The organism is Mesorhizobium sp. M0854, from assembly GCF_040319815.1.
Lineage (GTDB): Bacteria > Pseudomonadota > Alphaproteobacteria > Rhizobiales > Rhizobiaceae > Mesorhizobium.
Genome location: NZ_JAMYOL010000055.1, coordinates 1 through 13035, shown reverse-complemented (window position 1 = coordinate 13035; position 13035 = coordinate 1). Strand labels below are relative to the sequence as shown.

9 protein-coding genes and 7 pseudogenes are annotated in these 13035 nt (G+C 58.2%); 1 reads left to right on the top strand and 15 read right to left on the bottom strand.

Going from position 1 to position 13035, the window contains the following annotated elements:
- Nucleotides 1–93 precede the first annotated feature (93 nt).
- The 10 genes and pseudogenes from NKH99_RS32050 to NKH99_RS32005 all read right to left on the bottom strand — a co-directional run.
- A pseudogene (locus NKH99_RS32050) lies at nt 94–249 on the bottom strand (transposase); the annotation flags it as partial.
- Nucleotides 245–400, bottom strand: a pseudogene (locus NKH99_RS32045) (IS66 family transposase); the annotation flags it as partial. The pseudogenes NKH99_RS32050 and NKH99_RS32045, both read right to left, overlap by 5 nt.
- 68 nt (nt 401–468) lie before the next feature.
- Complete coding sequence (locus NKH99_RS32040; protein WP_353017851.1) at nt 469–1176, bottom strand: tyrosine-type recombinase/integrase; 708 nt, start codon at nt 1174–1176, stop codon at nt 469–471.
- A gap of 122 nt (nt 1177–1298) precedes the next feature.
- Entirely contained in the window at nt 1299–2411 is a 1113-nt protein-coding gene (locus tag NKH99_RS32035) for a tyrosine-type recombinase/integrase (RefSeq protein WP_353017849.1), read from the bottom strand.
- A 142-nt stretch (nt 2412–2553) separates the two neighbouring features.
- A pseudogene (gene tnpB, locus NKH99_RS32030) lies at nt 2554–2670 on the bottom strand (IS66 family insertion sequence element accessory protein TnpB); the annotation flags it as partial.
- Nucleotides 2667–3017: pseudogene (gene tnpA, locus NKH99_RS32025) on the bottom strand (IS66-like element accessory protein TnpA); the annotation flags it as partial. The pseudogenes tnpA and tnpB, both read right to left, overlap by 4 nt.
- Nucleotides 3018–3406: 389 nt before the next feature.
- Complete coding sequence (gene glyA, locus NKH99_RS32020; RefSeq protein ID WP_353017847.1) at nt 3407–4684, bottom strand: serine hydroxymethyltransferase; 1278 nt, start codon at nt 4682–4684, stop codon at nt 3407–3409.
- Nucleotides 4685–4721: 37 nt separating this feature from the next.
- Nucleotides 4722–6062 carry a preATP grasp domain-containing protein gene (locus NKH99_RS32015; RefSeq protein WP_353017845.1) on the bottom strand — a complete coding sequence of 447 codons (1341 nt, stop codon included), beginning with the start codon at nt 6060–6062 and terminating at the stop codon, nt 4722–4724.
- Between the two features lie 45 nt (nt 6063–6107).
- Complete coding sequence (locus NKH99_RS32010) at nt 6108–6866, bottom strand: aspartate/glutamate racemase family protein (protein ID WP_353017843.1); 759 nt, start codon at nt 6864–6866, stop codon at nt 6108–6110.
- Between the two features lie 66 nt (nt 6867–6932).
- The gene (locus NKH99_RS32005; protein WP_353017841.1) at nt 6933–7226 is read right to left on the bottom strand and encodes a hypothetical protein; all 294 of its coding nucleotides are present in this window, start codon (nt 7224–7226) and stop codon (nt 6933–6935) included.
- 146 nt (nt 7227–7372) lie between these two features.
- Between NKH99_RS32005 and NKH99_RS32000 the strand changes: the two are divergent.
- Nucleotides 7373–7929: pseudogene (locus NKH99_RS32000) on the top strand (Lrp/AsnC family transcriptional regulator).
- Nucleotides 7930–8253: 324 nt separating this feature from the next.
- Here the strand turns inward: NKH99_RS32000 and NKH99_RS31995 are convergent.
- The 5 genes and pseudogenes from NKH99_RS31995 to NKH99_RS31975 all read right to left on the bottom strand — a co-directional run bounded on the left by NKH99_RS31995 (nt 8254) and on the right by NKH99_RS31975 (nt 12689).
- Nucleotides 8254–8840, bottom strand: a pseudogene (locus tag NKH99_RS31995) (ATP-binding protein).
- Nucleotides 8726–9124, bottom strand: a complete 399-nt coding sequence (locus NKH99_RS31990; protein WP_353017839.1) for an ATP-binding protein — start codon at nt 9122–9124, stop codon at nt 8726–8728. The pseudogene NKH99_RS31995 and the gene NKH99_RS31990 overlap by 115 nt, the downstream one beginning before the upstream one ends.
- Nucleotides 9121–10365, bottom strand: coding sequence for an IS21 family transposase (istA, locus tag NKH99_RS31985; protein ID WP_353017853.1), 1245 nt, complete (start codon nt 10363–10365; stop codon nt 9121–9123). Before istA ends, NKH99_RS31990 begins: the two co-directional genes overlap by 4 nt.
- A gap of 165 nt (nt 10366–10530) precedes the next feature.
- Nucleotides 10531–11770 (bottom strand): annotated as a pseudogene (locus tag NKH99_RS31980) (IS256 family transposase); the annotation flags it as partial.
- A 121-nt stretch (nt 11771–11891) separates the two neighbouring features.
- Nucleotides 11892–12689: an IclR family transcriptional regulator gene (locus NKH99_RS31975; protein WP_353017838.1), complete on the bottom strand. Its 798-nt coding sequence runs from the start codon at nt 12687–12689 to the stop codon at nt 11892–11894.
- Between the last annotated feature and the right edge of the window lie 346 nt (nt 12690–13035).

Here is a 13035-nt window from a genome sequence, read left to right as displayed (position 1 = left end):
TCGACCGCGAAGACAACCATGCACCCGGCAGCGTCGTCTCGACGCAATTACATGCTTGACGTCCCAGCGGCGATTAGACAACCCCATCACTATCGCCTTCCCGACACCTTGTTCATGATCTACAGAGCCACTCTGCCAAGGGGTAGGCGCCAGGCCAGCATAGGCAGCGACTTGGCGGCGATTATCGAAGCTGCGGAAGAGCCCCTCCGACCAGAGAACCGCAGCGACTTCAGCACCAATACCCTTGATCCTCGGGGAGCGTCTCGGCACGACGGCCGAAGCGGTGGCTCTGCAATTCCTTGATGATCTGGTGAAGGCGGGCGTTCTCGACGTCGCGCGCCAGGACCATCGCCTTCAGCGCGTCCGGATCATCGGGAAGCTGGTCAGCAGTCATCGCCATTACAGGATCAGACCATATTCGCCGACAGCCCGCGACAGCGGAATCCAGGCTGATTCACTTCGTCGCGGTCAGCCGGCCTGGGCTGGAACGCGGGTCCGGCGCGCCTCGTGGACCCGCCGCCAGTCAAGCCCTTCGAGTAGCGCCGAGAGCTGCGCGGCCGTCAGCCGCATCATGCCGTCATGTACTTTCGGCCAGCGGAACTCGCCGTCCTCCGCTGCCTGGGTCGTCGTGTGAACTGGAACGAGACGGTCCTTGCGGAACTTCGTCTTTCGAACGAGGAGCACCCCGTTGGCCAGATCGACGTCGGGACGGTCAAGCCTGACCACTTCGCCCGATCGCAGCCCCGAGCTCGCCAACAACCCGATTAGCGTCGCCATCGTCCGCCCTCTGAGCGGGGTGCCTGGCGAAATGCGATGGCATGCGTGGATGAGCGACGCCAACTCAGCCTCGCTGAGAATACGCGGAGGCGGAATCGCTCTGGATCTGGGGAAAGCTCTGCGCTCCAAGGCCTCGGTTCGGACGTCATAGACAGCGAGATACTCGTAAAATCGGCGAAGCACGCCGTGACGGGTGGCGCGGCTGTTGGCGCCGCCGAACGACAAGGCGAAATCCAGCGCCATCGTCCGGGTGGCGGGCGCATCGAGCTGAGCGCGCTCAACGTAGCGGACGAAAGCCCGCAAGGTGCCGGCTTGCTTGCTGAAGGCGTAGCCGAGCGAGTGGCGCAGCTCGATGTAACGCTCGGCCTTCTCGCCGAGGAAACGGACGAAGCCGGTCATGCGACGCCTCCCGGAAAAGGGAGTGCGACCTCGGCGAGCTGCGAGGCCGCGACCTTTGCGTACAGCGCCGTTGTGTTGATGCTCCGGTGCCCGAGAAGATCGGCGACCTCGTTGATGGGCCTTCACTGCCTGACGAGTTGGGTGGCAAGGCTGTGGCGCAGGAGATGCGCACCTGCGACCCGCCCGAGTTCGACCCCGCCATGCCGCAACCGCTTCCGCACGATCCTCGAAACAGGCGACGCGCACTTGAACGGTCCCACGGGCGGCGTGAAGGACAGGAACAGATACGGACTATCCACCTTCGGTCGAGCGCGCAGGATGTAGTCGGCGAGCGTGGCGCCGGTCTCCTCGAGGAGCGGTGCCACCCGATCACGCTTGCCCTTGGTGCGCCGGACAAAAACCTCGCCAGCACGCCAGTCGATATCCTGCAGCCGAATGGCGCGAAGCTCGCCGTTGCGAATGCCCGTGGTGGCGAGTAGCAACAGGACGGCTCGATCGCGGATGTCGACTGGCGTCGTTGCGCCGATCGCATCGATTGCGCGCCGAACGTCATCCCATGCAAGGCGCGGCGGCAAATGCGCCAAACGCCAATGAGGCGTCCTTGGGACGACGCGGGCGAGATCCTGTTCATGGTGGCCAGCCCAACATAAAAACCGAAGAAATGTTCGGATGTGAGAAATCGCCGCCGTGCGGGTGGCAGAGGTCGCCGATAGCGACAGCCGATGCTCAACGGCGGCGAGGACGTGCTCAGCCGTCAACGCCTCGAGGTCTTGGCCGGGATGGTGATGGCGGAACCAATCCAGAAAGCGGCGGCCGCCCAGAAGAACGCCTTCGCGGGTCTTCGGCTCCAGGCCCCGCACCCTGCGCAGATAGTCCGAAAAGGAAGCCAGAAGTGGGGCAACCGGATCATCCTCTACACTTGGAACGGAAACAATGAAACGCTCAGGAGCCACTCGCCGTGCGTGTCCCAGCGCCGATCCTGCCCCAATGCGCGGAGTATCCGTAGTAAACGTGCATAAATAGCTATCGATGACATCTTGACGGATCGGCATCGGACCACTGCGCGGCCCGGCAAACTGGCTAAAGCGCGCTATGCGGCTCAGGTAAATCTTGGCGGACGCTCGCTTGTAACCAAGCGTGAAAAAATGCTTCGCGATGCGATCCATCTCGCCACCGAGCGCACCGCTACGCAGGCGCTTGAGCACCCCACGATACGAAAAATAGAACTCGAGCATCCTGCCCCTCCGACATTGCGGCGCAGGGGAATCCCGCGCCCGTGAGAGAGACACGAAATATTATGTGGCGGAGGCAAGCTGGGTTGGCCGGCCCTGACGGGCGTCAGGGCGGCTCCGCCACATAATCTCGCCCGACGCATAAGAACGGATCCGCGCCCATCGTCTCTCGCACCAGCGCAGCCAGCCCCTCCGCGCCCTTGCGGAAGTCGACCGGCTTCGTCGCCACCATGACCTTGACCGCACCCGTCGGCCCGATCACGACGTCGCCTTCAGCGCGCGGATCACTGCGGCCACCGTCTTGGTATCGGCGCCCCGGCCGACGCGCATCGCGATGCCGTCGATCTCAAGCTCGATCATGCCGGCGTCTCGAGTGGCTTGCCGTTTCCGCTGCTTCGCTGGATGCCTGGCTACAGGCTCCGCCGCCGTCACAACCGCCGGCACGAAGGCAGGAGAATCTTGCTGCACCGAAGCGGCCTGTTTGCGCGCTTCGCGGCGCCAGGCGAAGACCTGCTGCGGCCTGAGACTATACCGCCGGGCGACCTCGGAAATAACTGCGTTCGGCTCCAGCGTCACCGCGATGATCCGCGCCTGGTCATCCACCGACCAATGACGCCGACCGCCAGCACCGTTGAACTATTCCGGTTTTTAGGTTGCGCCAACAAGCCCTTAGCTTACAGCGCGTTGGACGCATTGGAAAGTTCACCCGCGAACTCCATCATGCGGCGGCTGATGTCGACCGCGAAGACGACCCTGCACCCGGCATACGCGTCTCACGCATGCAAAGATACTTGACTCAGCCACTGCGATTAGACGACCCCAACATCATGCGGCGGCCCTGCGCCGACCGTGAAGAGAAGCGAGTGACGCGGGGCGACATGGTCCGGAAAAATATCAGCAAGTGCTTGACCTCAGTGACCCCAATCAGAGAAGCCTGTTAAAGTTATTCGTTAAATCATGGCAGGACATCGCCTGAGGGCCGCGCTACGGTACCAGTTCTACTCAGCGGCTTCGCGTCCACCAACCACCCACTTCCGGTTAAACAAAGGAAGTCCCTGTGTGTTTTGCTTAACAAACGACCTCAAGTCCGCAATTCTAGCATGGTTACTAGCCGACGTGATAACCTTTGCAATCATTACCCCGAGTTCGAAAAATTGCGCTTCATCGAACCCTCGCGTTGTCAGTGCGGCACTGCCGATTCTCAGTCCACCCGCCTTCGATGGTGGGATCGTGTCGAATGGGATCGAATTTTTATTCGCGACGACCCGAGCTTCTAGCAGCGAGGTTTCAACCTCGTTACCAGTCACACCGCACCTCAACAAATTAAGAAGCAGCAGATGCGAAGAAGTGCCGCCAGAAACAAGTGTAGCCCCCGCATAAACTAGGCCGCGCTCCAAGGCCTTCGCATTCAACAAAACAGCTTTCGCATACTCTTGAAAACGGGAAGTCTGGACTTCCGCCAGTAAAACTGCCCGCGCTGCAATCAGGTCCATTTTGGGAGCGCCTTGCAAGCCCGGAAAAATTGATCTGTCAATTTGTTGAGCGAAACTACTTTTGCACAAGATTAATCCACCGCCACGTGGTCCTCGCAGGGTTTTATGTGTGGAAGTCGTAACTATGTCGGCATAAGGGAAAGGAGAGGGGATTGCACGTCCGGCTACGAGACCTGCGGTGTGTGCCAAATCCACCCAAAGAAGCGCGCCAACCTCTCGTGCGATCTGATCCATTTTTTCATAATCAATCAACCGCGGATATGATGAACCTCCGCAGATGATTGCTGCAGGTCGATTTTCCAGCGCAATTGAACGCACCTCATCGTAATTCAATTGCTCATCGGTCCTCGAAACTCCGTAGAAACACCATCGAAAATTTCGGCCGCTCGCATGAAAAGGGGCGCCGTGACTTAAGTGACCGCCGTCCTGAAGCCGCATTGCCATTAGTCTGTCGGATGGCTGAAAAAGCTCGGTCATTATCGCGAAATTCGCAATGGTAGCACTCATGGCCTGAACGTTAGCGTGTTCGCAGCCGAAAGCAGATTTTGCTCTCTCGATCGCCAAAATCTCAAGCTGGTCCGCATATTCGCAACCTGAGACACACCGCTTACCGGGGTAGCCCTCCGCATTCTTGTCGGCAAATATACTTCCTTCAAACGCTCTGATTGCAGGAGAGGAATAATTTTCGGAGGCAACCAAGCTTATCTGATCTAATTGCCGACGCTCCTCGAGGCGCACGAGGTTGCTAACATCACAATCTACCGCGCATGAATCATCACTCATTTTGCGCCCAATCTATAACGTTATGGCGAAAAAGTACTTAATAGCCGCCCGTAGCCAACTCGATGAGGTGGCATTCTATGCCTTGAACGTCGCTCAGGTCCCTCCCGACTATCACGAAGTCAAACGGACCGCTATGTTCGCAGCCTTCCCCCATCACAATAGCTCCACGCCTCGCAGAACAATTGTAGTGAAGGTTTCCCTTTTCAAGAAGATCGACAAGCTCGGAAAACCGCACGCCGATAGAAACTGCATTCCGCGACAATGCAACTCGCTCTCCGTCTTCGATATCGGACTCTAATCCCACAGAACTTATGACGGCCCTGACCGCAGAGAAGCCCCCGTGCCGCCCATTTACTTCACATGCAAAAAAACCAACATCGGTGGCTTTAACTACGTCGATGCTGAGAGGTCCAAAACACCCAACCTCTCGGGCATAATCACCAAGATTTTGACACCAGGATAGAACATCGTTCGGCAAATCGCCAATCAACGATTTACCCCAATATGCCCCTCCATATCCCGGATTCAGCAATATTGATGCCACGCCGACAAGCTCACTTCTGTCTTGACGGACGTCGAAGTGCACGCCCATTGAACGCTCGTTCTCACTATATACTTCCACAACCACTGGTCGGTCCCGTGTTGCAGTCCACCTTATCTCATTAATGCGTGCACGTATTGAGTCGGCGTCAACTTCATGAATACAAATCGCACGCATGGCGCCCTGGAACGATCTTTCAATACCCTTCGAGATGACGACGTTGCCATCGCCACCCGAATGACGAGCTACCTTAAGAATTGCCTTATCGGAAACCGACAGAGCTCTACACACAGCATCCACCATTTCCTGGGTGTTTACACAGACACTGCCATAGGCAATGGGCACGCCAAGTCTGGGGGCAAACTCGCGGAATTCTGCCTTGTCGTTAAAAAGCCGAGTTGCCTCGGGGCTTGCCCGCACCTTCTGATCTGAGAACGTTACGGGGACGTCCCCAACACATTTTGCAATGGAAAGAGACACTTGGTCGACGATATACGGCTCCAGGCACGACACGTTGAGATCCGCGCTTAACACACGCAGCGATTTGGACAGATAACTACTGGGCTCTGTGTCCTTTTCCGAGATCGGCAGCGGGCGCTTAGCGAATGTTGATGAGGTAGGAATCGAAACGATGTTACCTCTACCCGTTAGGGAGTTAACATAGTCAAAAAACGGTTTCGTGACAGGCGTCGGAGTGATTAGTACGTCGTTGCCCTTAGCGAGCCAAATCATTCTTTTAGCTGACGCAGCATTCGCTCGCAGAAACTTGTTCGACAACAGGGGTGCTGGCGGCGCCATCGAGTCGGACCCGATATTTGCAAGTATAATCCTTGACATCGTTTTCTCCTAGCGGGTTGGTTAAAAGAGAAACGTTAACTGTTATCACATCTTGCTGTCGTTCCACCATTGAATACACCCATCGGCGAGAATACCAATTGGGTCGACAACGTTTTCTTCTGGCGCAAGGCCGCCAGAAATGGCTGACAATTCGCTACATCCAAGAACAATTGCGTCTGGATTGAGTGACCTTACGCCACGGACAAGCTGTTTTAAGGTTTCCGTCGCTCTTGTGATGTGTCCCGCCTTTACATCGGCAATAATTACGGCAGTGCAATCCCGCCATTCGATGATCTGTTGCCAAAAGTCATATCCGAAACAATGTGTATTCGTTCCGGGATAAAGGGGCTGCATCATAGTTGCATTTGTTCCTAGGACAACGGTGCGGATGTCGTGGACTTTTTCTGTCGTGCAATATAGAAACTTTCGTGTGAGCTCTATCATATTGATAAGTTCGATTGATAACGCATACCTAATCTCCGAGGCCCAAAAATGTGCGGTATTGCAGGGGATGGCAATAGCGCCGCAACCAGCCTTCTCTAACCAATGCGCGCGTTCCAAAATTTGCCGCAAAGGCGCGTCGCTGCCCATTGTGATTGCGCGGGAACGATCGGAGATATTAGGAAGTGATAGAGTAATATAGGGGATGTGGTCCTGATCTTTTTCCACTTCACTTTTTTGAGCCAGAACCTCCAAGAATTTTGCGGTTGCCAAGCTGCCCATTCCGCCCACCACTCCAAGTGGTTTTCGTTTCCCAGGGAGTTGGAATGTCCGGAGGTTGGGTTGCGGCATGTCATCGATCATCGATGTTTCCTAGTTCTTACGGTTTGCGCCAGAGACAAGTCGCCTGTCAGACGTGATACTGCTAGCTCAGCCGGCCGAACAACTGCTCTGGCGGCACCATTCGTCTTGGTCGAAAGATGGGCTGAGTTCGAGCACTTTCTCGATGCATCCGGAAAAGGCAGCGGCGCCACAGAGAACCGTTCGAAAATTGCGGTTGCCAGCGTTCGACTCTGTTAGGGCGCAGCCTTTTGCAGTCATTTCCATTGTGTCCTCAGTCGCCACACGTTTACTGTGCTGCATTAGCTGATCGTTGTAGAAGCTGCTGCTTTGCGCGCTGTCGTTCGCAGGCCCGCACCGCTGAAGCATAACGATGCCGGTCACTTGGATTTGCATCGCTTGGCGACGCGCAATGAAAGGTTCAAAAGTTGTGCCAACTTGGCAAAAAAGACCTTGGAAAAGGCGTTTAGTATTATTATCAAATATTTAGCTGAAGTGCGGTGCGAACTGGGCCACACACTATGTAGGAGATGCGACACACCCGACGGACGCATCCGGTGAAGGCTTCACCGGGCTTGACCGGATGGGTACTCCAAAGCGACAGCCGTATCACCAATTTGGCTTTAGCGGAGAAGGTCGGGCTCTCGCCAACTCCCTGTTGGATGCGCCTGCGCAAGCTGGAGAAGGCGGGAAGCATCGACGGCTACCATGCGCACGTATCACTGCGCGCGGTTGCGCCGTTCACTACCGTGATGATGGAGGTCACCCTGGCCAACCATCGCCAGGCAAACTTTGACAATTTCGAGCGCGCCGTACGCAACACCCCTGAAATCGTCACCTGTTGGTCGGTCGGAGGCGGTGTCGACTACCTGCTGAAGATCTCGTGCGAGACATCGATGCCTATCAGAGATTGGTCGATGGTTTACTGGGGCGCGAGATCGGCATTGACCGATATCTCACCTACATCGTCACCAAAACGGTCAAGGACGCAGCCGTCTTTCCGCTCAAGGCACTCGCCGGGGGGGCCGGCACAGGAGGGACGTGCAGCAAGTGCAAAGAGTGCGGGCGGACGTTTGAGGCGTGCTGATCGCTAGAGAAATGTGCGGTGGCCGGTGAAAGGGGCACCATCATCTTGGATTTTTGTTCAAGGCACACGTGTTTATCGGCCAAGAAACCACTTACCTCGATCAATCGATTTCCCCGAGCACAACCCGTGGTGTGACTGAGATACCTCCGAAAGCTCATGTGAGGACATGGTTGCAGCTTTTCGCTTTGGTGCCGTAGCGGATCGTGTTGGAATTCGGCAGAGCAGCCTCCGGCAAATTGAGATTATCGGTTCCTGCGGCGAGGTTGTCAATGCCGCTCGAATTTTCCCCAAAAGTGCCGAAGTAAAATTCCCCAGTTTCGCCGCTCAGGCTGTTGCGGAAGGGTGTCCATTTTTCGGCGGCCGGCCGCGCGGTCGTGATGGTGCGTTGAGCGTCGGCGGCGTGATGGAGGCTTTTGATCGCAGGTGTTCGGGCATGAGCTCGGCGTGTTGTCGGAGCCGATAGCTCGATCCTTCGATCTGGACGACGACCGCATGATGAAGCAGGCGATCGAGAAGTGCGGTTGCGACGACAGGATCGCCGAAGATCTCGCCCCATTCGGCGAAGCCGCGGTTTGAGGTGAGAATAATGGCGCCCTTCTCATAGCGGGCGTTGACGAGCTGGAACAACAGATTGCCGCCACCGTGGATGACGGGCAGGTAGCCGATCTCGTCGACAACGAGCAGAGCAGGCCGGCAGAAGAAGCGGATGCGTTCCTGCAGGCGGCCTTCGCGTTCGGCCCTTGCAGTGCGGCGATGAGTTCGGCGAGCGTGCAGAAATAGACGCTCTTTCCAGCCTTCACAGCCTCGACGGCAAGTGCGATGGCCAGATGGCTCTTGCCTGTGCCGGGTGGGCCGAGGAAGTGGACGACCTCGCAGCGAGCGACGAAGCCGAGTTGGGCGAGCGTGAAGATTCGAATCGGTCGAGCGAGGGCTGGAAAGAGAAGTCGAAGCCGGCGAGCGTCTTGATCGTGGCCAGACGCCCCATGCGCAGTGCCGTCTTGATCCGGCTGTTCTCGCGCAGGGTCAACTCTTCCGAAAGGAGGATGTCCATGGCTTCGAGGGCGGCGATCTCGCCTTGCTCGAGCCGGCGCACGATATGATCGAGCGCTTCGAGCGCTCGTGGCATCTTCAGGCCGACGAGATCGTGGCGGATCCGTTCGATTGTGGATGGCGTGGTATCGAGCGCATTCGTCATGGACGCTGCTCCTTCGCCATCACCCGGGCGACGGCATCGTAGAAGGCCAACGGGCGCTGAGGGACCCTGTCGCCTGAGCCATGAAGGATGACCTCGTCGTTCCTCAGTCTTTGTCGGCGCTTGTGGACGTGGATGTTGCGATGCCCGGGCTCGACATGACGCTGGTGCCGACCTTCTAGAATGGGATGGATGGCAATCAGTGCGCCGTCCTCGAAGATGCGTACCTCTTCGGCCAGAGTGTGCACCTCGACGACACGGCGCCTGGTGGCGTCGGGCACGCTATAGAAATTGCCGCCAACGCTAACCATGCCCTCCCGGCTGATGCGTCGCTCGAGCTTCAGGACCGATCGGAACGGAGCCAACGGCAGCGGCCGGAGCGCTGCCCGCTCCTCGGCAAAAGCTTCGTTGACGACACGCCGTGTGGTTGCGTGAACTCTCGGGTTTGCGACCGTGTCCAGCCAGTGACGCAACTGCGCATTCAAGTCTTCGAGGTTGCGAAAGGACCGGGCCAGGAAGAAGTCCTCGCGAATGTAGCGGAACGGTCGCTCGACCTTGCCTTTTGTTTTGGCGCGGTAAGGCCGGCAGGCCTTGGGATGGAAACCATAGTGGCGGGCAAGATCGACGAGGGCACGGTTGTAGACGGTGCCGCCGGTATCGCCTTCGCCGATCACAGCCGTCTTCATACGGTCGTAAAGCACTTCGCGAGGAGCGCCGCCCAGCGCCTCGAAAGCCCCAGCATGGCAGCGCAAGACAGTCGGCAGATCCTGGTGGACGACGAAGCGTGCCCAGATAAGGCGACTGAAGCCAAGCACCATGGAGAATAGCCAGACGATTCTCGGCGTGGTCGGCTCATCGGTAAAGACGACATTGAACTGGGCGAAGTCGACCTGCGCCTGCTCGCCGGGCGGGGTCTCGAAGCGAACCTCGTATCCACGCTCCGCCGCGGCAGGACGGACGTCGCGCAGGAAGTCGGTGACGGCCGTGTAGCCGCCGCCATAGCCGAGGTCCTTCAGTTCCCGGAAAAGCCGGCTGCCGGTGAGTCCGGGATATCGCGTGACGCGTTCGCGAAGATAGGCCGTGAAGGGATCGATCACCGCCTGACGCGGCTTGCGCGGTCCGTAGGCCGGAGCCTCGAGCCCGCGCTCAATGTATTTGCGCACCGTCTTGCGGTCGATCCCGCTCTCCCTGGCGATCGCCGACACCGACAGGCCCTGCCGATGCAAATCCAGTATCATCATCATCTCCCCGCGATCTTGATCACCGAAATCCCTCTCCCGACCATCAGGAGAAGCATCAACGATTACGCGCCGCCGGTCTCCCGGAGCGCGCTCCGGAAGACCGGCGGCAGCGCTATACTGGGGAAGATTCAAACGGCACTTCTGGGGAGTATTGAGCCGGCATCGACAGAGATCAATCTGCTGATCGAGTGGCTTCGTAGGAAGCGTCTGCCAGCCGTCGATCTTTCGCATCGAGATCTGGCCGGACGCCATCAATGCCCAGAAAAGCATGGCCGCGTTTCGGCCGAAGGCAGCACGGTCTGGGTCTTGATACGCCGCTTGAACTCCTCATGCAGACGCTCAATCGCGTTTGTAGTTCTGGCGCTTTTCCACTGGCTCGGCGGCAGCCGGGTGAAGGCGAAGAGACGCTCGCCGGCCTCCTCCAGGCTGTCGGCCACCGCGCGGCATTGAGCCGCCATTTGCGGATGAACGCCTTGCGGCGGGTTTCGATCTCCTCCGGCGTGGCGGCGTAGATCATGTCGGTGTAATCGGCGCTGATCTCCTCGTGCAGCCGCTCGGGGCATGGGCAAGCAGGTTGCGGTGCTTGTGAACTGTGCATCTCTGCACCGGCACCCCGTCCCACAGCGCGGCAATTGCCCCGTCCAGGCCGGGCGCGCCGTCGACGATGAGGAACTCGGGTCGGCGCAGGCCGCGCCGGACGAGACCGTCAAGGATGGCCCGCCAGGCCTCGGTCGTCTCGCCGCCCATGTTCTTGACCGCAAGCAGGATCTTCTGTCCGTCCTCGCGCACGCCGATGACCACGAGCAGCGAGATCGAGGTCGCCTTCCGGTCCAGCCTGACACGGACCACCGTTCCGTCGAGGATCAGGCGCACGATCGGCTCGTCAGCCAGCGAGCGGGCGTTCCAGGCGTCCCAATCCGTCTTGACCTTGCGCCAGGTGCGGCTGACGACGTCCTTGCCGACCGCACCGCGGAACAGCGCGGCGAGCGCGCGCCGCACGCGCCTGGTGTTCGTGCCGGCGAGATAAACAGAGGCGATCAACGCGTCGGCGGCCATCGTGCGCCGCTGGTGGGCGCACAAGGCCTTGCTCTTCCACTCCGCCGTCTTGTCGTCGCCGGCATCGAGGCGCGCCCCGCGGAACCGTGATCTCGGTGGTGCCGAAGGTCCCTGACAACGTGCGCGTCCGGCTGCCGTGGCGGTGGCCGGCGATACTGGTGGTCGCATCACTGCGCGCCGCTGGCTGCCGGCCATACCGGGGACGGGCAAGCACTGCTTCCAGCTCGGTCTCGAGTATCCTCTCGATGAAGCCACGCACCCGCTCGCGCAGGCCAGCTTCGATCGGATCAAACCAGTTGTCGAAAAGATAGCTCGTCGCCTCATCCGCAGGATGAACGGCGTCGGCATTCATGGTAGTCCTTTCATGGCGTAGCCTCCTGTCCGGCGCTGCAAGGCCGGATGATTCGAGGTTGAACACCCCGGAGACTACGCCAACTCCCAATTCCAACCACTCCCGCTACGGCACCTTCGCTTTAACTTATGTCTTCTTCGACAAAGTCGCTGCTTGTTTGCAGTATCGTCTCAGATAGCAACTTTGCTGCTCGGACCAAGGGCTCACGGAAGCTTTGAAGCTCTTCAAAGCTGACACGGGCAACTGGAACGGACACACCAAGACAAGCAATCAAAGTTCCGCCCGGGGCGAGAATCGGAACAGCGCAACCTACCACACCTTTGACGAACTCTTCGTTTGTCCGAGCCCATCCTTCCCTTCGAGTTTCCTCTAGTACAGCGAGAAGGGCATCGGGATCAGTTATCGTCCTGTCAGTATGCTGCTCCATGTGCATAGACCGAACCAGCTTTTCACGCGGCTTCACAGGAAGCACGCTCATGTAAATTTTGCCAGTGGATGTACAATATAGGGGCGCACTATGCCCAGGATCAAATTGTAGTCCTTGTGGTGCCTTAACCCGCACGCTGTCGACATAGACCACAGCGTTGTTCCTCACGATTCCAATCTCGCATTGCTCGCCGATTTCTGCTGCGACATTCTGAAGAACTGCGTGGCGCCGCGCCGTGCGAAAGGCTGAACCAATCGTCTTACCGGCAAGCACGACCAGGTTATTGCCGACCACGAAACGTTTTGTACCCGCCGCGCGCTGGAGCAGTCCGCGGGACTCAAGGTTGCTGATCAATCTGTGGGCTGTTGGCAGGGGCAGGTCGAGATTTTTGGCAATGTCCGCCGCGGTAACTGCTTTGAGTTGAGTGGCCACAAAATCAAGGATTGCAAATGCGCGATCCAATGGACCATCCGAGTTGACGTTTAAACTCATTGATGACTCGCGTTGGGGTGAGAGGGTCCGAAATATGAGAATAGAATTCCCGAAATTTGATTATAGCAGCGATTCTCAGATTTGAGAACGTCTGACAGGAATTTGACGCCTTAGCTATCGAGCCCTCGATCCCTGATCCGCGAATTTCGCCGGAGCCGGTACCGATTCTCCTGGGCGATCAGGTCAGTTGATGAACTGAGTAGTTGGCGCCTCTCTTAGGGAACGTGGATCATGCTACGGGGTGCGCCTTGCCCTTTTAAAGCGATAGTGTGCTGAAGGTTCTGCAAAAAGTTTTGGAGAGAGAACGGGGCTTGCTCTGAGGGGCGAGCGGCCATGGCACGGTGGT

Excerpts from the sequence above, each read along its gene's own strand:
- NKH99_RS32040 (WP_353017851.1), bottom strand. The coding sequence starts at position 1,176 with ATGACCGGCTTCGTCCGTTTCCTCGGCGAGAAGGCCGAGCGTTACATC.
- NKH99_RS32035 (WP_353017849.1), bottom strand. The coding sequence starts at position 2,411 with ATGCTCGAGTTCTATTTTTCGTATCGTGGGGTGCTCAAGCGCCTGCGT.
- glyA (WP_353017847.1), bottom strand. The coding sequence starts at position 4,684 with ATGAGTGATGATTCATGCGCGGTAGATTGTGATGTTAGCAACCTCGTG.
- NKH99_RS32015 (WP_353017845.1), bottom strand. The coding sequence starts at position 6,062 with ATGTCAAGGATTATACTTGCAAATATCGGGTCCGACTCGATGGCGCCG.
- NKH99_RS32010 (WP_353017843.1), bottom strand. The coding sequence starts at position 6,866 with ATGATCGATGACATGCCGCAACCCAACCTCCGGACATTCCAACTCCCT.
- NKH99_RS31990 (WP_353017839.1), bottom strand. The coding sequence starts at position 9,124 with ATGACGAATGCGCTCGATACCACGCCATCCACAATCGAACGGATCCGC.
- istA (WP_353017853.1), bottom strand. The coding sequence starts at position 10,365 with ATGATGATGATACTGGATTTGCATCGGCAGGGCCTGTCGGTGTCGGCG.
- NKH99_RS31975 (WP_353017838.1), bottom strand. The coding sequence starts at position 12,689 with ATGAGTTTAAACGTCAACTCGGATGGTCCATTGGATCGCGCATTTGCA.